The organism is Loigolactobacillus coryniformis subsp. coryniformis KCTC 3167 = DSM 20001 (assembly GCF_002706425.1).
Classification (GTDB): Bacteria; Bacillota; Bacilli; order Lactobacillales; family Lactobacillaceae; genus Loigolactobacillus; species Loigolactobacillus coryniformis.
The window spans coordinates 127,824-146,305 of the sequence record NZ_CP017713.1; the positions used below are offsets into that span (position 1 = coordinate 127,824).

Below are 18,482 nucleotides of genomic sequence, written 5' to 3' on the forward strand. Positions count from 1 at the left end.
TGATATTAATCTATTGAGTAAATATGGATATCGTCAAGAATCTTGTGTAAATGAAATACCTCCGTACATATAATATGTAGTTAATTTAAATAAAGGATGATTCCAGGGTGTCCTGAAGTCCGTTGAATCTGCGATGGATTCGCTTCATGGACTTCTCGTTGTAGACGTTAAACTGAGAAACCAGGAATCGATTCAGTGAATCTTCCGTTGGAAATTGTTCTTTGTGGTTGGGGTTGCGTTTGAGATGCTTGTTAAAGTTCGCAATCAAGTTGGTTGAATACAATGAACCGCTTCTTTTTGGACGGTGTCCCGCTTTAAAGGCAGGTAATTGGCATCTAAGAAGATGGCCGCATATTGCGAAGGCAGTCGCCGTTGCTGGAAAGCTTGAACTTGTTCATCAACGACTTTGGTCATGTTGGAAACCGTGGCTTTGGAGTAATGAGCACCGTACATTTTCTCAATGAGTTAGGCGATTTCGGTGGTGGTAATTCCCTTGGTGTATAGCTGAATAACCGTTGTTTCCAAGCTGTCACTGTGCCGACCGTAGGCTGGCAAGATGTGGTTGTGGAAAATACCATTGCGATCCCGCGGAATGGTTAAGTTGAGTTGACCATACTTCGTATCAAACGAGCGTTCATAACTGCCATTGCGGTTATTTCTAGTGTTAATTCCAGCATACGAGTGGCGCTCATAGCCTAAAAAAGCTGCCAGTTCGGTTTGAAGCAGCTGGTTAATCGCAATTTCGAGGTGGTGCCGAAAAACTTCGTCTAAATCTTGTTTTTGGACTAGCGTAGCGATAATTTCTGTGGTAAGTTCATTCCCTAGTTCTATACAATTTAGAAATCTTTTTATGCGTTTACACAAGTTATTTTACGCTCTCTGTTATCGAGCTTGCAACTTTGTATTATCAAAATAGAGGAGTATTAACGACCGTAAAGGACTTCCCGTATTCATTGCGTGTTTTGATTAATCAAGTTAAAATATAATCAACTTCTATTTATTTGGTATTGGCACATATATCAGAAAGACGTCATTCTTAATTGAGTGGCGTTTTTTTTGTGTATCTAATAAAATTTCGATTTTATAACGTGACAATCTCGTGACTTTATTTTCAGACGTAATATAAACGCATTCTCGTGCATTGTTTGCTTATACGTGTATATAGGTTGTCAAATGCGTGCTATGATTGTATCAATAACTTAGCATATACTTGAAAGGGTGGTAGATTTGACGAGAGTATAAAATAGTTTGTGTAAATGAATAAAAATCCTATTGAAAAGGGAATCCCTTCCCCGTATGATTAAATCGTCAAACCAAACCAAAACGGAGGGATTCCCCATGGACCAGTTTACCAAAGATTTAACCAAAACTCTATTATCAAATGGCGATGTTAAAGAACTTTTTCGTCAACAACTCGAAACGGCTATTAATCACATCTTGCAAGCTGAACTAACAGCTTTGCTTGGTTATGATCCTTATGACCGCTGCGGCTTTAATTCGGGCAATTCTCGCAATGGCCAGTATTATCGCTTAATTGACTCTGAATATGGTAAGTTGAAGATTGCTGTGCCGCGTGACCGTAAGGGCCATTTTCATAACCACCTGCTTCCAGCCTATTCTCATCGTCAGGACGCTTTAGAAACAACAATCATTCAGCTTTATTCCAAGGGCGTTACGACCCGTGAAATTACAGATTTGATTGAAAAAATGTATGGCGCTTATTATTCACCTACTACTGTTTCTAATATCACTGCTCAGGTAACAAAACAGATTGAAGCTTTTCATCAACGAACTATTAAGGCAAACTATGTTTGTCTTTTCTTAGATGCAACTTACTTACCTTTGCGCCGCGATTCAGTTCAAAGAGAAGCGGTCTATATTGCTTTAGGTATTACATCTGTCGGCATCAAAGAAGTTCTTGATTATCGAATCGCTCCAAGTGAAAATGCAGGAGTTTGGTCAGAAATGGCAGAAGATCTTAAAAAACGTGGATTAGAACAAGTCCAGTTGATCATTGCAGATGGAATGGTTGGTCTGCAGCCAGCATTATTGCACGCTTTCCCGAAAGCCAAATTTCAAAGATGCCTAGTACATGTTATGCGTAATATTGGTTCGCATGTGCGTTTAAAAGATCGTGAGGCGATCTTAAATGACTTTAAAGAGTTGCATTCAGCGACCGATGTAACTGCAGCACACAAGATCTTAAATGATTTTTATGGTGCATGGGGGAAATCGTATTCCAATCTGATCCAGCAACTTAAATCCATTGAAAATGAACTATTAGCTTTCCTGAGTTTTCCCCCGGCCATTCGACCAACAATTTATTCAACCAATATCTTAGAATCACTGAACAAAAGAATCAAACGCAAGACCAAACCAAAGGAACAATTTCCAAACGAAAAATCTTTAGACAATTTTATCGGAGTTCAAGTCATAAGCTATAACGAAAAGTACTTCAATCGTAGCCATCGCGGATTTGGTCAAGTCAAAGACACGTTAGAATCACTTTTCGATTAATACATTATTTTGCCAGGAGAAGGGATTTTCATTTACACAAACTTCTTGACACTCCCGAATGCTTGATATTTGGTGCCCAAAAGATTTAGATATAGGTGTGAATAGTAAAAACAAATAGATTAATTTGCGTATATTAAGAGTAGTACCTAATTTAATAATGGAGGGACATGAAATGACTCAGAAAAATTTAAAAATCGCACAGCGGGCGGCGACGGTAGCCTTATCTAGCATTCTTTTAAGCTCGACGATTTTGGCAGCGGTTCCGCCACTAGTTCATGCGACAGCAACGACTAGTACCGAACAGACGACCACTAAAAATGCCGCACAATTAGCTGCGCAGCAAGATGTTTTAGCCGATAAGGCCAGTGGCACCAGCAGTGATCCAGCCGGTGATGCGACATATCAAGCTGACTATCAAGCAGAGTTTACTCGTGGCAGTCAAGAAGTCGCACAAGGAAAAGCAGCGGCCGATTCTGATGTAACAAGTCAGAAGACGCAAAATACGAGCAAACCAGCAGGTAGTAGTGTTTATTACGCACATGGTTATGATACAGAATTTGTAGCGGCTACTGCGACCTTTAAAACTGGTGTTACCGCTGGTCAAGCGGCTGGCTATGCACAAAAGCCTAGTCAGCCAGACGCACAATTAGGCAATATTTATGCGGCTGGTTATGCGGTCGGTTACGCACAAGGAAAAGCACAACAGTCGGCTGAAGCCAGTACGGCTGCCAGTCAAGCTGCTGCGGCGAGTCAAGCAGCAGCTAAACCGGCAACGAGTACCGCAGCCAGTGGTGCAAATAGCACAAATAGCCAAGCCACAACTAAACCGGCAGCGAGTCAGGCTAAGCCAGCTACAAGTAGTCAGGCACAGCAACCAACTGCTAGCCAGGCGACGAGTGCAGCGACTACCAATGCGGCTAAGCCAGCCGCTGCATCCAAAGTCAATGCCGCAACTGAATCTAGTACAGCTACTGCGGCCATTGCAGTGACACCAGTTTTACAGCCAGCTCCAGCACCCGGTGACAATAACGGATTTAGCAATAATGTGACGAACAGTGATGATGGTTGGCTTTATACCACCGGAACGCCAGTGGCTTCGCACGAAGAATTCATCAAGCTTTTTGCTAAGGACGCCCAGAAAATTGCACAAACTAAGGGCTTATACGCATCAGTTATGATTGCGCAGGCTGCATTAGAAAGTAGCTGGGGGACTAGTACATTATCGCTGGCGCCTAATTATAATTTATTTGGGGTCAAGGGCAGCTTTGACGGGCAGAGTGCCTTAATGGCGACGCAAGAAGATAATGGTTTTGGTCAACTATATACGATCAAATCAAGCTTCAAGCGCTACCATAATTATAAAGATTCATTGACTGATTATGCTGATTTGCTCCGCGACGGTCCTGGTTTAGCATCTAATTATTATGCAGGTGCGTGGAAACAAAACGCTAAGGATTACCAAGCAGCAACCAAGGCTTTAACTGGTCGCTACGCTACAGATACTAAATATAATTTGAAGTTGAATCAAATTATTGCCACTTATCATTTAACCAAATACGATCAAGCACCAACGACGCAATCAACGACCGCCAGTGCTAAACAAGTTGATTTCACAGCAACATTGAAGCAAAAGCCACAATTAAAACAAGTTTTACATGGGTATTTTCTTACGAATAACCACCCCGCTTATTTGATCACGAAGACCAATTTGTTGCGGACGCCAATTATTTGGCATTTATAAGCCGGTAATAAAAAAGCGCACCGACAAAGTCAGTCCGCTTGATGAACCGGTGAACAAACAGCTTACGGGGGACGTAATCTGAGCTTTACCGGTATCATTAATAATGGTACCATTAATGCCGCCCAAATCAAGCTGAAAATGCATATTTATACCCAGTTAAGGATTCCTAATTTATGGGGATCCTTTTTGGTTCGATTGCATCCTCTGATAATTTTTAAAATAACAATTTTACTTGGAAAATAGCTGGTATACTTGAAGTTAACGGTTATTAGCACAAGAGATGCTTACAGCGGATGACAGTTATAGTTGGTGATGTTTTTAGGCATATTAAGTAGAATTAATTACGATTTTCTAACTAACATTGATAATTTCTGTACGCACTTATTTTTCTACGCGACGAAAAAGCTAATCACTAGGTATCAGTATAATTCGGTGCAGTAAATTAAGGCAAAAATTGCAGATGAGTATGGGCTAGTTGTTTACTTCTAGGTGGTTTTACCGCTATCTGTGTATTGTTCCATATGAAACAATACGTATATTTTCCGTCAAGTTATACAAAATATAACGATTAACTATGGTATATTTAAAGAAACTAGGCAGGAATTTATACAATAATTGTGAAGTAAGATCATATTCCTTGCGGCATGAATTATGTTACAAGAATGGATACGGTCGCTTGTTCTTAATAACACTTTTAAGCAAGTATTGAATTTGGGGCTTACTCGTTAGACAGAGTAGACTAATGCTGTAGTACGACAAGCCCAAGTGGCATCGTCCGTAACATCTGAGTTAATTAGTAGGAGGCTTTGAAATGACTGAATTTTACATTGTGCGTCATGGACAGACGCAGGCAAATACACAAGATATTAAACAAGGTACGATCAATACGCCAGCAACTTATTTGAACGATACCGGTAAGGCACAAGCACAAACGCTGCATGATAATTTTGATTTAAGTTTTGCTGATCGAATGATTGCCAGTCCATTAGAGCGCACCAAACAGACGGCCGCAATTCTGAATAGCGGGTACGATCTACCATTAAGCTACGATCAGCGGTTGATTGAAATTTCTTATGGCCGCTGGGATGGTCAGACGAATGCCCAGCTGCGCAAAACTTATCCGGAATTATTTAATCCGATCACTGGTGAAGTTTATCCAGATTATGCCATTCCAGCTAAAGGTGAAGAATTTAATGCGGTTGAAACACGGGTGCGTGCATTTACTGAAGAGATGACCCAGCGTTATCCGAAAGAAAAAATCGTGATCGTTTCGCATGGTTTTACGGTACGCAGTTTTGCGGTCAATGCAGTACAGCCGCAAGATCCGATGAGTATGCCAGAGCCAGAGAATACCAGTGTAACCAAAATAATCTGTGCACCAGGGACCTTACAACAATATTTGATTTACTATAATCGACGTTATTAGCTTCAATTTGTGCTATAGTCAAATTGATGGGGATGATCATATGGCTGAAGTTGAAGTAGCTGATTTGGAAAAAATTAAGCAACGGCTAAGAAAGTTAGCAGCGCAGATGCGTAAATTAGGTGGTAAAACTAGTGGTTTAAGCCAGCGCTGGACACAGGATCGAGCAATTCGTGAAGTGAACGCGATCGTAAGTGAAACTAAAAAGGCGACCGCTACTGGGCAACCCTTAACTACAGCTGAGCGCAAGTCACTCGAGTATATTGAAACTGAATTTGTTGATCTTGACGATGCACTCGTTAATTTACCCGATTCTGCGGATAAATTAAAAACAACTATGCTGAAGCAGGAAGCTTTGAAAGCTGTTCGTCAGCGATTAACACTAAAATAAGCGTTAGGCATTTTTGCCTAACGCTTATTTTAGTAAAGTCCCACTGTCCGGCGTTAATGCGCGCCGCTTTAACTTGCCATTACCAGTACGCGGAAAATCAGTGACCAAATAAAAAGCATGGGGAACTTTGTAATGCGCTAAATGATTGCGGCCATAATCGCGTAGCTCCGCTGCACTGATCGGTGTTTTTAACTGAAGATAGGCTAATGGAACGCTGCCCCAAGTGGCATCAGCATGACCGGCAACAACGATCTGCTTGACCGCTGGGTGCTGCTGATAAACAGCTTCGATCTCACCAGGAAAAATATTTTCGCCGCCAGAATTGATCATATCGCCGCTACGACCTTGGACAAACAGGAAGCCTTCGTCATCCAGATAGCCAATATCGTCGGTGTCAAACCAACCGTCATGTAGTTGGCGGTTAAATGCTGCTGGCTGATTTAAGTAGCCGGCGGCCAGGGTTGGTGTTTTAACCAAAATATGTTGATCAGTGGCGATCTTAATTTGAACAGGGAACAGTGGTTGCCCAGCCGAGCCTAATTTACGAGCGGCGTTAGCGAAATCTAGCGCCACGATCTGCGAGGCAGTTTCGGTCATGCCATATGACTGAATCACAGGAATCTGTCGTTGTTGACACTCATTCAGTGTCGCCCGATCGATCGGGCCGCCGCCGAGGAGCATACAGCGGAACGCAGCCTGATAATATTGGTCTGTTGGCAGCGTCTGCAGTAATTTTTGTAGCATGTACGGGACGACTGAAATCGTTGTGATCGGCTGTGTGCAGAGTAGGTGGTTGATCAGCGGGGCATCAAAATGATCGACCAATACAACGGTCATGCCGTAGATCAAGCCGCGTAACATGATCGATAAGCCACTGATATGAAATAGCGGCACACAACATAACCAACTATCGGCGGCAGTCAAGCCGAGATTTAGAACCGAACCGATTGCCGAATAAAAATGATTGCTGTAAGTTTGCAGCACGCCTTTTGCGTGGCCTGAAGTACCAGAAGTAAACATAATGCTCGCCACTGCCGCTGGTTCGAATTCAACTGGCGGGATTATGGGCAAGGGAGCCTGCTGGGCTAACTGACTAAAGCTGACCACTTTAACTGGCAGTGGCCGCACCAATTGATCGGCGGCCAAACAAAGAGTGACTGCAGCGTCAGTTAATTGCTGACTTAACTCGTCAACGCTCAGTCGCTGATTGAGCAAAACAGGGGTAAAACCCAATTGCTGCAACGCTAAAATGGTCAAATAACCAGGTAGCGTGTTATCAGTTAAAATGGCGATGCGCCCCGTTGGCTGCAATTGTTTGATCCGGCCAGCTTGTTGTAGAACTTGTTGCTGCAATTCAGCAAAGGTCAACTTTTCGTGTTTGGTCCGCACGGCACAGCGTTGCGGTGACAGCCGTGCGCGCTTACTTAACCAATTTTCCATCGTTAAGGGAACTTCGGGAACTGATCGAAATCAGGTTTGCGCTTCTCATTGAAGGCATCCCGACCTTCCTTACCTTCGTCGGTGGTGTAAAATAGCATTGTGGCATCGCCAGCGAATTGTTGTAATCCAGCTAAACCATCTGTGTCTGCGTTCATTGCGGCTTTGATGAAACGTAAGGCGGTCGGTGATTTAGTCAAAATCTCATTACACCAATCTAAAGTAACTGATTCAACTTCAGCTAATGGGGCAACTTTGTTGATCCAATTCATTTGGTAGGCTTCTTCAGCGCTGTAAAAATGATTCAAGAACCAAACTTCTTTAGCGCGCTTATGGCCGATCACGCGGGCTAAATAGCCAGAACCGTAGCCGGCGTCAAAACTACCGACTTTAGGCCCGGTTTGACCGAATTGCGCGTTATCAGCGGCGATCGTCAAGTCACAGATCAGCTGGAGAATATTGCCACCACCGACTGACCAACCTTTGACCATTGCGATAACCGGCTTAGGGATGATCCGAATCAAATGTTGCAGATCTAATACATTGAGGCGGGCAATTTTATCGGGACCCACATAGCCACCATTACCGCGAATACCTTGATCACCGCCAGAAGAAAAGGCTTTGTCACCGGCACCCGTTAAAATAATCACGCCAATACTTGCATCATCACGGCAGATCGTGAAGGCCTCGATCATTTCTTGGATCGTTACTGGCGTAAATGCGTTCAACTTTTTGGGACGGTTCATCGTAATTTTTGCGATTTTATTGGCCCGTTCAAAAATAATTTCTGAGTAGTCTTTGACGTTTTGCCAAGTTACACTAGTCATAAATACAACTTCTTTCTATATGGAGGTCAAAATGAATTTACTTGAATTGTTGGGCGTTAAAACGGTGCGCGCTACTGCTACTGAGGCGATCGTCGAAATCGCAGTGACTGACCAATTAAAGCAGCCCTTTGGTGTTGTCCATGGCGGCATCAATACCATTTTAGCTGAAACCGCGGCTAGCTTAGGTGCTAGCGCTGGTCTGGACACGACGCAACAAATAGCAGTAGGCGTCAATGTGGAAACGCACCACCTTTATACTGTAGCACAAGGTCGTCTGCGCGCCAATGCCAAACCGCTCCACGCAGGCAAGCGATTACAAACCTGGCAGGTTGAAGTTCACGAACAAGCCAGCGCACGGCTAACGAGTGTCAGCACCGTTACGCTTATGATCACAGCTCGTCAGTAGCGCAAAAAGAATTTTACGATCGTGATTCTAGCACGTTTATTTCCAAAGTACTGATTAGGTGCGTCTGGGTGTAAAAGCCCTTCGCTAGAACTGATATTGGGTCGTTTTAGATTACTGATTTTAGCTGAAAACTGAAGGAATCAATAGTAATTGGATCCTAGTTTACTAGGATGCCAGTTAAGCTCTAACCCCAGTGGGATTTATCCTGCGGGGGTTATCTTTTTACTTACAAAAAAACACCGTTACTGGCGTTTTTTCTTTTGCCCATTTTCTTCCGCTGGTTCCGGCACCATGCGCCGATAGCCCCAATAACCGACTAACAGTAAAATCAGCAGGTTGATCCCTAGATTGGTGTTTTGCAGCAACCGCGCACCGCCATAATTCAATAGCCGCACCACCGTGATTACACAATTTGCCACTAGCAGCCACTTGGTCAGCGTCAGCAAGTGCTGCTCGCGCATGTTGTGCAGAGGCACGTAATCTAGAATAAAGACGATCCCAATTTGCATCAGTAAAACTAACCAAACATCCATAGCGCACACCTCACTCAAATATTTATAATAATTATAGCGCTTACATAAAGTGTGAAGCAATCTTTTTCCAGGCAAAGTTGTTTACCGCCGCTGGTTTCCTGTTATGATAGAGGTAATGTTGAACGTTGGAGGGAATCATGCAAAAGTCACGAACATTATCAGGGGTCTTGCTTGCCAGTGGTGGCGCGGTTTTGTGGGGCATTTCTGGTATTTTTGGTAAATTATTATTTGAAGGGCCGAATGCAGTGACACCGGCTTGGCTAACGGCAGTGCGGATGCTTCTAGCCGGGGGGTTGTTATTGCTGTATAGTTTGGCGCGTCACGGCGATCCATTAGCAGTATGGCGGACGCCGAGTACGGCGATTCGGCAAATTTTATACGGGGTACTTGGTTTGTTGCCGGTGCAGTTTTTTTATTTTTTGGCAGTTGATTACGGTAATGCCTCGATTGCAACCATTCTACAGTTTCTGGGACCAATCGTGATCGCGTTGTACTACGTGATCTTTAAACGGCAGTTACCATCACGGGCCGAAGCAATTGGGATGTTGTTGGCGTTACTGGGGACCTTCATTTTGGTCACCCACGGGCACTTCAATCAATTAGTGGTCGCACCGTTAGCCTTATTTTGGGGTTTGATGTCGGCACTAGCAATTGCTGGTGATACGTTATTACCGCGGCCACTGTTACCAAAATTCGGCTCGATCAACGTCAATGCTTGGGGGCTTTTAGTCGGCGGGGTGCAGATGAATTTCATTCAGCCAGTCTGGGTCGGTGTGCCGCAGTTTACATGGCAATTGGCCGGCGAGATCACCGTGGTCGTGTTGTTTGGGACCTTGATCGCCTACGTGATGTATTCTAATAGCTTGTTGTATATCACGCCGACCACCGCCAGTTTATTAGATGCCTTCGAACCACTAGCAGCGACGATTTTATCGATTATTTTCTTCAGTATTCCATTTGCTTGGGCCGATGCTGTCGGCGGAATTTTGATTGTTTTGGCGGTGGTGATGCTGTCATTGAATGTACGACCGTTTAAGAAACGGCGTAAATGAAAAGAGCCTGTGGCATAAGTCTCAAAAAATAAATAGACCGACTGAAATTATTCATGTGGTCAGTTGAGCCATTTTTAGTTATAAGCTAAAGGTTGAAAGCATCAAAAATATCAAAAGGTTATGGCGCAATATATTACTAGTTTTTACTCTATTAAGCATTACCTCAGAGCTTGTCAAAGCTATGAGGTAATGCTTTTATAAATTCGTCAAAAATTATATTTAATGTACGTGTGGTGCTAGTTTGTAACATTTAGAAATTTAACAAAAAAGTCCAACCCAGTTAGACTCATAAGTGACAAAACTTAAAAGGAGTAATAACTGTGTTGAACCACCTCAAGTTTAAGCAAAATCGTCACGAATTACAAGTTAGTTTCCATTACTTTTACCAGTTATGTTCATTGCTTTATCAGCGTTATTGTCCGCGTAGCGTCATTGAGCGGCGCAACGTTGAACATACTAAAATTACTGATATTAAACTTTTAGCTTTACTGTGCTTACAAGTCACACTGGGAATTCAATCGCAACGCCGCTTCTATTATCTGATGGCAGCGTTTATGCCGCGGCAAATGGTGGTATCACGTTCACGTTTCAACCGCCGCGCGCAACAATTACTGGCAGTAGTCAATGCCATTCGCTCAGGTATCACTAAGGATTATGCTCATTCGGGCGACCTAGCGATTATCGACAGTTTACCCAACCCACTATGTGCCAAAGTTCGTAATTTCAGAGTTAGAATTTTTGCTGGGAAGGCCAACATTGGCTATAATGCCACCAAGAAAATGCCATTTTATGGGTTTAAAACCCACATGGTCGTCACGGCTAATGGCTATATTCTGAATTATGTGATCACGGCGGCCTCAGTTCATGATGCTAAGGTAGCGCCTGAGCTAATTAGCGGTTGTCCTTGTCCCAATATTTTGGCCGATGTTGGTTATGTTGGGAAAAAACTCAAGACCAGTTTTAGGGCCCTAGGCTATAACTTATGGACGCCTTATCGTTCTAATATGAAAGGTGCTAAACAGCATAATAAGCGTCAACTCAAGGCGTTACGGCGGACAATAGAGTCACGCTTTTCAATTTTAGCCCAGCAATTTGGGATTGAAACCAATCTCACCCGTAGTCTATTTGGTTTTCAATTAAAGATTGAATTGACGATATTGGTATACAATTTAGGCTTTTTTGATTTTATGACGAACTAGCAACACGCGTATCATGATATTACTGAGGGTAGTGCTACTGCCAACTTAGTGGATGGTAACGTTAATCGTGATGCAACGCAAAATTCTGATCAGAGAATCAATTTGACCGATACGCGTAGCACTGATCGTAATTGGCAATTAAAAGCTGTAATGACTGACTTTGAAAATGGAAATGATACGATTACAGTTGGTCTTGGTAGTGGGATTGGCTTGGATATAGAAAATGGTGGTGCTGCAGTTGTAAACCCGATTGATAGTAGCGGCGCCCAGGTTGTCATTAGTTCCGAAAATGCCATCCATCATCGTGACACTAATCAACAGTATAGCTTAACTACTAATACTGATTTAACATTAGATCGTAATGAGTTGTTGCCAACTACTGCTGCTGGTACGACATTCCAATCTGATATTACTTGGACATTGGAAGATGGGTTAACATTTTAAAATAGATTAATTTGAATAGCTGGTAGTACACATTTTATAAGGACGTTACTTTCATTAAGAAAAATCTAGAAATTAATATTCCTGTGATAAAGTGAACCTCCAAGGCTGGATTTGGTGTCTAACCTTGGAGGTTTTACTATCTCCAGATCTTTGTTCTTGAATTTGATTATTTTAAGTTAATATTTCTTAAAAAACGTTGCTTTTTCTCATTGCTACATTCTACTATAGATTCAATGAGTCTAATTGTATCAAGGAGAAAATTAAAAATGGGTAAAACGATTCTATTGGTCGAAGATGAAGATAGTTTAATTTCTTTTTTAAAAACTGAACTAAAGTTTGAAGATTATACGATAATTGTAACTAAAGATGGTCAGGAGGCGTTAACTAGCTATGCTAGTAACCAGCAGCAGATCGATTTGATTATATTGGATTGGATGTTGCCTAAATTAGATGGACTGGAAGTAATGCGGCGCATTCGCCGCCACGATGATGTACCGATCATTATGATGACGGCGCGTGACTATATTGGCGATAAGGTAGCCGGGTTAGATAATGGGGCCGATGATTACATTACGAAACCGTTTGAAATTGAAGAGTTATTAGCGCGCATTCGTGTCATTATTCGGCGGGAGCAAAGGCATGATGAGCAGACACAAACCAATTATCAAATTGCTGACTTAGCATTAGATACCAAGTCGCGGCAGGTGCACCGAGCCGGTAAAATAATTCAGTTAACGCAACGCGAATATAATTTATTGCTGATATTGATCAAACACATCGGAGAAACTTTAACACGTGATGAGTTATTGGATCTGGTGTGGGGCGTTGATTTTGAAGGCCAGCTAAATATTGTTGATGTCTATATTCGCTATTTACGGCACAAAGTTGATTTTGAAAGCCAGCCGTTGATCCATACCGTACGGGGTGTGGGCTATACGCTGAGGGATGATAACGATCATGCGAAAAAAGCAGAATAATACTAATACGAGCGCAGCACAGATCACTAAGGCATACGCCATAATTTTAATTTTAATTACGTTACTGATGAGCGGTTCAATTATCACGGTGGTTGGTTATCGGCTAGTTACAAATAAGCGTGAAGAAGCGCAGTCACTGATGAGGATTTTAAAGCAATCCTTGGTTGGGGACCAACCAGATTGGGTACGCTGGCGCGGTGAGACTACCCTCGATACTAGTAACACGTTTGTAAAAGTAAAAGTAGATCCGCCTACGCGCACACAAGCTGTCTTTTATTCGCCGCGCACCAAAGGCTTTTTGAATGAAAATTATCACGCATGGCCACTTTTTAAAGATGTTCAGTATCGCTCTAAACAGGGGGTCTACTATCATATTATTGATTACGATCATGCTAGTGAGGGCCCCAATAAAAAGCCAGAAATTAAGTACGAAATTTGGTTAAGTTTAAATAATATGGTCCATATATTTAAAACGATCTTAGAAACAATTAGTTTAATCACCATATTTAGTTTCTTAATTGGCTTATGGTTTATTTCTAAGTTAGCGCGGCGGTTGAATCAACCATTGGTAGATTTAACCAAGGCAACCCATGAAATAAATAAGGCTGAGAATATTACCTATCATGAATCTTTACCAATTTCTGGTAATCCACAAGAAGTGCATGAATTGAGTATTGAATTTAATCGGTTGTTAAGTTCGCTCAACCAGCAAATATTACGTGAGCATCAGTTTGTTTCCGATGCTTCACACGAATTAAGAACGCCGTTAGCCGGTGTACGGGGTCATATAAGTTTAATTCGCCGACATGGTCAAGCGCATCCAGATATTGTGCCGACCTCACTAGATTATATTGATTCCGAATCGCTACGGATGCAACACTTAATTGAAAGCCTATTGCAACTATCACGTATGGATCATGCTGAATTAACCTTGGAATATTTTAATTTAAGTGATTTATTAGCCAAGATTTGTGCGCGCTATCAGCAACAAATTCCCCAGCAATTATGCTTAAAAATTCTACCGACTACAATTGTTTATGCTAACTGTGATAGTGTTGAACAGATCATAACGGCATTATTAGATAATGCACATAAATACTCACCTACCGCTGCGACTATTACGCTTGAAGTAACGACTGATCCTAATGATATTGCGGTGAAGGTTTTTGATGAAGGTAACGGAATCAGTGATCAGGATAAACCGCATATTTTTGATCGTTTTTATCGTGCTGATCAATCTCGTTCCCAAAAAATCACTGGTTCTGGTCTCGGGCTAGCAATTGCCGCCCGCTTGGTTGATTTGAATCATGGTAAGATTGCGGTGCAAGATAATGTACCGCACGGTAGTTGTTTTGTTGTCATTCTGAAAAAAACTAAACCTTAATTCTGAGAAATTTAAAGAATTTATTCAGAAATTATTAGTAGACCCGATTTAAATAGCTAACTACAATTCCTATTGTAATCAACTGTTTGAACTGGGTCTTTTTGTGTGATCAATTATTCAATTGTCGGTATAAGCTATTTTGATTGAGCTAGAGCATAGTTAATTAAGCAGCAATTTTACACCATGTGCTAAATAATCGCGCTTCTAAACTGAATATTGGCTTTACTGATAATTTCTAAGGAAAGGAGTAACACTAATGGCGACTATGTCACTGGTTATCCCATGCTATAACAATGAAAAGATGATTCCGTTATTCTATGCCGCGGCTGCAGAAGTGGTTAATACGATTCAACAGACTTGGGAAAATATTGATGTTGAGTATTGGTTTATTGATGATGGCTCGTGCGATCGAACTTTAGATCAATTGCAGCAGCTGCAGGCTAGAGCAAAATTTGTGCATTATATTTCTTTCTCACGTAATTTTGGTCAAGAAGCGGCAATCTATGCTGGCTTGCAACAGGCCACTGGTAAATACGTGGCTTTAATGGCGGGTGATCCACAGATACTACCTAATTTATTGCCACAAATGCTATCTGCCATTATTGAAGAACATTACGATATCGTTGTTGGCACTAGACAAGCAGCCAGAACAGAAGTGCCTAATTTACGGGCCTGGTTTATAAAAAAAATCAACCATTTTACTAAAGTGAAAGTTAATGCGCCTGTTGGGGATTGTCGGCTGATGACTAGGCAAGTGCTTGATGCTGTGATGTCATTGCCTGAATATAATCGATTTTCATTAGGAATTTTCAATTGGGTCGGCTTCACAACAAAGTATTTAGCCTATCAAAATGATGAAGACGGCGATGGGCAGCCCACTAGAGGATTTTGGCAAGTGATCAGTGATTCAGTGAATGGAATCAGTGGCTTTTTGAGCGGGCCATTAGCTTTAGTTTTTTATGTTGGCTTAACTTCTTTTATTGCGGCGCTGATTGTGCTAGTAGTCATTGTTATGCGGCTATTAGTGCTTAATGATCCGGCCAATGGTTGGCTAGCACTTATTTCAATCATCCTGTTGCTTGGCGGGATTCAGCTATTATGTTTGGGCATCGTTAGTAAGTATATTGCTGAAATTTATTTAGAAACGAAACATTGGCCTATTTACATTGCTAAAGAAATTAAATAGTTCAAATAAATACTTAGTCAGAAATGATCGTAACTAGTGACTGAGTGAAAGGGGGCGGACTGAATGGAACGCTTAAAAGCGATTATAGCACGGCCAGGTGTTAAGTTTATTTTACAAACTATTTTTTATTTTTTTATCTTGTTAATTCTGGTTTATTTGTATAGTTATAGCGGAATCAGCAATAGCAAGTTTATTTACACTGAATTTTAGATACCATGTTTTTGGGGGTAAAAGAACGATGATAGCAGATATTATTAAGGCAATCGATATGGTTGCCATACAAACACCTAGTGCAGTAGCTTATAATTATTTAGGTCAAACTAATACGTATGCTGAACTAAAACACTTTTCCGATTCACTAGCTAATTACATTGATCATCTGGATTTACCGGCGGGCTCACCAATCATAGTTTACGGTGATCAGACTTTTTCGATGATCGCGGTTTTTTTGGGCTGTGTTAAATCAGGTCACGCCTACATCCCAGTAGATCTGCATTCACCAAATGATCGGTTGACGATGATTCAGGCGATTGCCCAACCACAGCTGGTTATTGCCGTAAAACCATTACCAGTGAAATTACTGGTGGCTAATACTATTGAAGCACCGCAACTACAAGCTATTTTTCGCCAAGCTAATCCGTACCAATTAACCCATGCGGTGAAGGATACTGATAATTTCTATATTATTTTCACTTCTGGAACTACTGGTAAGCCCAAGGGCGTGCAGATCAGTCATCAAAATCTACTTAGTTTTGTCAATTGGATCTTGACTGATTTTGGGCTGCCAGAAAAACCGACCAGCTTAGCGCAAGCACCATATTCATTTGATTTATCGGTGATGGATCTCTATCCCACCTTGGTCATGGGCGGTCAGCTGCAAGTGTTGCCTAAGGCGATAACTGATAATTTCAAGACCTTGTTTGCCACCTTACCTAGTTTATCTTTAAATATCTGGGTATCAACCCCTTCGTTGATCGATATTTGCCTGTTAGAGCCAAACTTTAAACAAGCAAAGTATCCCCAATTGTCGCATTTTATGTTTTGTGGTGAAGAATTAACGCATCAGACCGCTGCTAAATTAAAGCAACGCTTCCCAGCCGCCAAAATTTTTAACACTTATGGTCCCACCGAGACCACGGTGGCTGTGACTGGTATTGAAATTACGACTGCGATACTTAATGATTACCAACGCTTGCCCATTGGTTACGCTAAAGCAGACACTACGGTTAAAATTGATCCGATAACACCGACAAAGCAATCTGGCGAGCTTATTATTAGTGGTCCCAGTGTTTCAAAGGGTTACCTTAATTCACCAGAAAAAACCAAACAAGCTTTTTCTGAAAAAGGTTATCGTAGCGGCGATTTAGTGACGATGACTGCGTCCGGTTTAATTTTTTATCGCGGGAGAACCGATTTTCAAATTAAATTAAATGGTTACCGAATTGAATTAGAGGAAGTTGATCATTATCTAAGTCAGCAGAAACTGATCAAGCAAGCGGTGGCCGTACCAAAATATAATCAACAACACAAAGTTACCGCATTGTTGGCTTATGTTGTTTTACAGACTGCGACGGATCGACCTGCATTTGAAGTTACCAAAATTTTGAAGCAGCAATTGCAGCGGGAAATGATGGCCTACATGATTCCGCAACGATTTATCTATCGTTCCTCATTGCCACTGACTATTAATGGCAAAATTGATGTTAAAGCCATGATTAAAGAGGCCAATACAAATGATTAATTTACAGCCATATAGTAATCCGATGTATTTTGTTTGGCTCTTAGTGAGCCTATTGCCATTGATGATTGGGTTATATTTTGGTAAGCGGTTTGTGGCCTATCAAACGATTATTTCTGGGATATTTTTATTATTGATTTTTGGTGGCTCAAAGTGGCAACAAGGCTTAGCGCTAATTGGCTATATTATTTTTCAGTTTATAGTTGTTGATGGCTATGTGCGCTATAAAAAGCGGGCCAACCAGACCTGGGTATTTGTTGGTGCCGTGTTACTAAGTATATTGCCACTGGTTATTGTCAAAATCACGCCGGCAGTTCAAGTGGGCCGGAAGTCTTTGGTTGGGTTTTTAGGAATCAGCTATTTAACCTTTAAATCAGTCCAAATGATTATGGAAACACGTGATGGGACCATTAAAAAATTTGATCCGATCATGTTTGCTCGGTTCTTACTATTTTTTCCCACCGTTTCATCAGGTCCAATTGATCGGTATCGTCGCTTTCAGCATGATTATTTAAAAATACCGGATCGGGAACGTTATTTAGAAATGTTAGGTAAAGCGGTGCACTATATTTTTCTAGGTTTCTTATATAAATTTATACTGAGCTATTTATTTGGTACTGTTATGTTGCCGCACATAGCCCATATTGCCATCATGCACCGGGCCGCATTTTTCCATACGGGAATTTCACTAGCCTTAGTTGGCTACATGTATACGTACAGTATGTATTTATTTTTTGATTTTGCCGGTTACAGCCTATTTGCGGTAGCCGCCAGTTACTTGATGGGTATTGAAACACCGATGAACTTTAACCAACCTTTTAAGGCGCATAATATTAAGGATTTTTGGGATCGTTGGCATATGACGTTGTCATTTTGGTTTCGTGATTTTATTTTTATGCGTTTAACGTTCTTTATCATGAAACATCATTTGCTTAAAAAACGCGTTCGTATTTCACAGGTCACTTATCTAGCCAACTTCTTAATTATGGGCTTTTGGCATGGTGTGACCTGGTATTATATCGTTTATGGGCTTTTCCATGCGAGTGCAATCATCACTAATGATTATTGGTTAGCGTTTAAGAAAAAACATCGCCGATTGCCGCATAATCGGTTGACTGAAGGTATCGCGATTTTTATCACGTTTAACGTCGTTTGTTTTAGTTTTTTAATTTTTTCAGGTTTTTTGAACACGCTTTGGTTTCAGGCACATTAAATTATATAAATAAG

At 41.5% G+C, this 18,482-nt stretch carries 17 protein-coding genes and 1 pseudogene; 14 read left to right on the forward strand and 4 right to left on the reverse strand.

The annotated features are described in order from the left end of the window. Nucleotides 1–85: 85 nt before the first annotated feature. Nucleotides 86–831, reverse strand: a pseudogene (locus tag LC20001_RS00625) (transposase). Between the two features lie 507 nt (nucleotides 832–1,338). On the opposite strand from LC20001_RS00625, the gene LC20001_RS00635 reads away from it, so the two are divergent. The 4 genes from LC20001_RS00635 (at nucleotide 1,339) to LC20001_RS00650 (ending at nucleotide 6,072) form a co-directional block, all read left to right on the forward strand. Continuing rightward, the gene (locus tag LC20001_RS00635) at nucleotides 1,339–2,517 is read left to right on the forward strand and encodes an IS256 family transposase (protein WP_099267088.1); all 1,179 of its coding nucleotides are present in this window, start codon (nucleotides 1,339–1,341) and stop codon (nucleotides 2,515–2,517) included. A gap of 172 nt (nucleotides 2,518–2,689) precedes the next feature. Continuing rightward, nucleotides 2,690–4,258 carry a glucosaminidase domain-containing protein gene (locus LC20001_RS00640; protein ID WP_010011213.1) on the forward strand — a complete coding sequence of 523 codons (1,569 nt, stop codon included), beginning with the start codon at nucleotides 2,690–2,692 and terminating at the stop codon, nucleotides 4,256–4,258. Nucleotides 4,259–5,069: 811 nt separating this feature from the next. Next, nucleotides 5,070–5,684, forward strand: coding sequence for a histidine phosphatase family protein (locus LC20001_RS00645; RefSeq protein ID WP_010011214.1), 615 nt, complete (start codon nucleotides 5,070–5,072; stop codon nucleotides 5,682–5,684). A gap of 40 nt (nucleotides 5,685–5,724) precedes the next feature. Further along, a complete protein-coding gene (locus tag LC20001_RS00650; RefSeq protein WP_010011215.1) occupies nucleotides 5,725–6,072 on the forward strand; it encodes a hypothetical protein in 348 nt (115 codons plus the stop codon). Between the two features lie 24 nt (nucleotides 6,073–6,096). Here the strand turns inward: LC20001_RS00650 and LC20001_RS00655 are convergent, their stop codons facing one another. Next, entirely contained in the window at nucleotides 6,097–7,512 is a 1,416-nt protein-coding gene (locus tag LC20001_RS00655; RefSeq protein WP_010011217.1) for an o-succinylbenzoate--CoA ligase, read from the reverse strand. Between the two features lie 2 nt (nucleotides 7,513–7,514). Beyond that, complete coding sequence (gene menB / locus LC20001_RS00660) at nucleotides 7,515–8,336, reverse strand: 1,4-dihydroxy-2-naphthoyl-CoA synthase (protein ID WP_010011218.1); 822 nt, start codon at nucleotides 8,334–8,336, stop codon at nucleotides 7,515–7,517. Nucleotides 8,337–8,367: 31 nt separating this feature from the next. On the opposite strand from menB, the gene LC20001_RS00665 reads away from it, so the two are divergent. Beyond that, the gene (locus LC20001_RS00665) at nucleotides 8,368–8,742 is read left to right on the forward strand and encodes a hotdog fold thioesterase (protein WP_010011219.1); all 375 of its coding nucleotides are present in this window, start codon (nucleotides 8,368–8,370) and stop codon (nucleotides 8,740–8,742) included. Between the two features lie 242 nt (nucleotides 8,743–8,984). On the opposite strand, the gene LC20001_RS00670 is transcribed toward LC20001_RS00665, so the two are convergent. Then, nucleotides 8,985–9,275 (reverse strand): hypothetical protein, encoded by a 291-nt coding sequence (locus LC20001_RS00670; RefSeq protein WP_010011220.1) that lies wholly within the window; start codon nucleotides 9,273–9,275, stop codon nucleotides 8,985–8,987. 137 nt (nucleotides 9,276–9,412) lie between these two features. Here LC20001_RS00670 and LC20001_RS00675 point away from each other — a divergent pair, with 137 nt between their 5' ends. The 9 genes from LC20001_RS00675 to dltB all read left to right on the forward strand — a co-directional run bounded on the left by LC20001_RS00675 (nucleotide 9,413) and on the right by dltB (nucleotide 18,468). After that, nucleotides 9,413–10,327: a DMT family transporter gene (locus LC20001_RS00675; RefSeq protein WP_056943333.1), complete on the forward strand. Its 915-nt coding sequence runs from the start codon at nucleotides 9,413–9,415 to the stop codon at nucleotides 10,325–10,327. Nucleotides 10,328–10,647: 320 nt separating this feature from the next. After that, nucleotides 10,648–11,526, forward strand: a complete 879-nt coding sequence (locus tag LC20001_RS00680; protein ID WP_010500113.1) for an IS982 family transposase — start codon at nucleotides 10,648–10,650, stop codon at nucleotides 11,524–11,526. A 48-nt stretch (nucleotides 11,527–11,574) separates the two neighbouring features. Beyond that, nucleotides 11,575–11,970 carry a WxL domain-containing protein gene (locus tag LC20001_RS00685; protein WP_056943308.1) on the forward strand — a complete coding sequence of 132 codons (396 nt, stop codon included), beginning with the start codon at nucleotides 11,575–11,577 and terminating at the stop codon, nucleotides 11,968–11,970. 266 nt (nucleotides 11,971–12,236) lie between these two features. Continuing rightward, on the forward strand, nucleotides 12,237–12,947 hold the full coding sequence (locus tag LC20001_RS00690; protein WP_010011225.1) for a response regulator transcription factor: 711 nt from the start codon (nucleotides 12,237–12,239) through the stop codon (nucleotides 12,945–12,947). Then, a complete protein-coding gene (locus tag LC20001_RS00695) occupies nucleotides 12,928–14,331 on the forward strand; it encodes a sensor histidine kinase (protein ID WP_003678138.1) in 1,404 nt (467 codons plus the stop codon). Before LC20001_RS00690 ends, LC20001_RS00695 begins: the two co-directional genes overlap by 20 nt. A gap of 256 nt (nucleotides 14,332–14,587) precedes the next feature. After that, nucleotides 14,588–15,517, forward strand: coding sequence for a glycosyltransferase family 2 protein (locus tag LC20001_RS00700; RefSeq protein WP_010011226.1), 930 nt, complete (start codon nucleotides 14,588–14,590; stop codon nucleotides 15,515–15,517). Between the two features lie 63 nt (nucleotides 15,518–15,580). Next, nucleotides 15,581–15,727, forward strand: a complete 147-nt coding sequence (locus LC20001_RS00705) for a teichoic acid D-Ala incorporation-associated protein DltX (RefSeq protein ID WP_010011227.1) — start codon at nucleotides 15,581–15,583, stop codon at nucleotides 15,725–15,727. 28 nt (nucleotides 15,728–15,755) lie between these two features. Beyond that, complete coding sequence (gene dltA / locus LC20001_RS00710) at nucleotides 15,756–17,258, forward strand: D-alanine--poly(phosphoribitol) ligase subunit DltA (RefSeq protein ID WP_010011229.1); 1,503 nt, start codon at nucleotides 15,756–15,758, stop codon at nucleotides 17,256–17,258. Further along, nucleotides 17,251–18,468, forward strand: a complete 1,218-nt coding sequence (dltB, locus tag LC20001_RS00715) for a D-alanyl-lipoteichoic acid biosynthesis protein DltB (RefSeq protein ID WP_056943309.1) — start codon at nucleotides 17,251–17,253, stop codon at nucleotides 18,466–18,468. Before dltA ends, dltB begins: the two co-directional genes overlap by 8 nt. The last annotated feature ends 14 nt before the right edge of the window (nucleotides 18,469–18,482 follow it).

Excerpts from the sequence above, each read along its gene's own strand:
- LC20001_RS00635 (WP_099267088.1), top strand. The coding sequence starts at position 1,339 with ATGGACCAGTTTACCAAAGATTTAACCAAAACTCTATTATCAAATGGC.
- LC20001_RS00640 (WP_010011213.1), top strand. The coding sequence starts at position 2,690 with ATGACTCAGAAAAATTTAAAAATCGCACAGCGGGCGGCGACGGTAGCC.
- LC20001_RS00645 (WP_010011214.1), top strand. The coding sequence starts at position 5,070 with ATGACTGAATTTTACATTGTGCGTCATGGACAGACGCAGGCAAATACA.
- LC20001_RS00650 (WP_010011215.1), top strand. The coding sequence starts at position 5,725 with ATGGCTGAAGTTGAAGTAGCTGATTTGGAAAAAATTAAGCAACGGCTA.
- LC20001_RS00655 (WP_010011217.1), bottom strand. The coding sequence starts at position 7,512 with ATGGAAAATTGGTTAAGTAAGCGCGCACGGCTGTCACCGCAACGCTGT.
- menB (WP_010011218.1), bottom strand. The coding sequence starts at position 8,336 with ATGACTAGTGTAACTTGGCAAAACGTCAAAGACTACTCAGAAATTATT.
- LC20001_RS00665 (WP_010011219.1), top strand. The coding sequence starts at position 8,368 with ATGAATTTACTTGAATTGTTGGGCGTTAAAACGGTGCGCGCTACTGCT.
- LC20001_RS00670 (WP_010011220.1), bottom strand. The coding sequence starts at position 9,275 with ATGGATGTTTGGTTAGTTTTACTGATGCAAATTGGGATCGTCTTTATT.
- LC20001_RS00675 (WP_056943333.1), top strand. The coding sequence starts at position 9,413 with ATGCAAAAGTCACGAACATTATCAGGGGTCTTGCTTGCCAGTGGTGGC.
- LC20001_RS00690 (WP_010011225.1), top strand. The coding sequence starts at position 12,237 with ATGGGTAAAACGATTCTATTGGTCGAAGATGAAGATAGTTTAATTTCT.
- LC20001_RS00695 (WP_003678138.1), top strand. The coding sequence starts at position 12,928 with ATGCGAAAAAAGCAGAATAATACTAATACGAGCGCAGCACAGATCACT.
- LC20001_RS00700 (WP_010011226.1), top strand. The coding sequence starts at position 14,588 with ATGGCGACTATGTCACTGGTTATCCCATGCTATAACAATGAAAAGATG.
- LC20001_RS00705 (WP_010011227.1), top strand. The coding sequence starts at position 15,581 with ATGGAACGCTTAAAAGCGATTATAGCACGGCCAGGTGTTAAGTTTATT.
- dltA (WP_010011229.1), top strand. The coding sequence starts at position 15,756 with ATGATAGCAGATATTATTAAGGCAATCGATATGGTTGCCATACAAACA.
- dltB (WP_056943309.1), top strand. The coding sequence starts at position 17,251 with ATGATTAATTTACAGCCATATAGTAATCCGATGTATTTTGTTTGGCTC.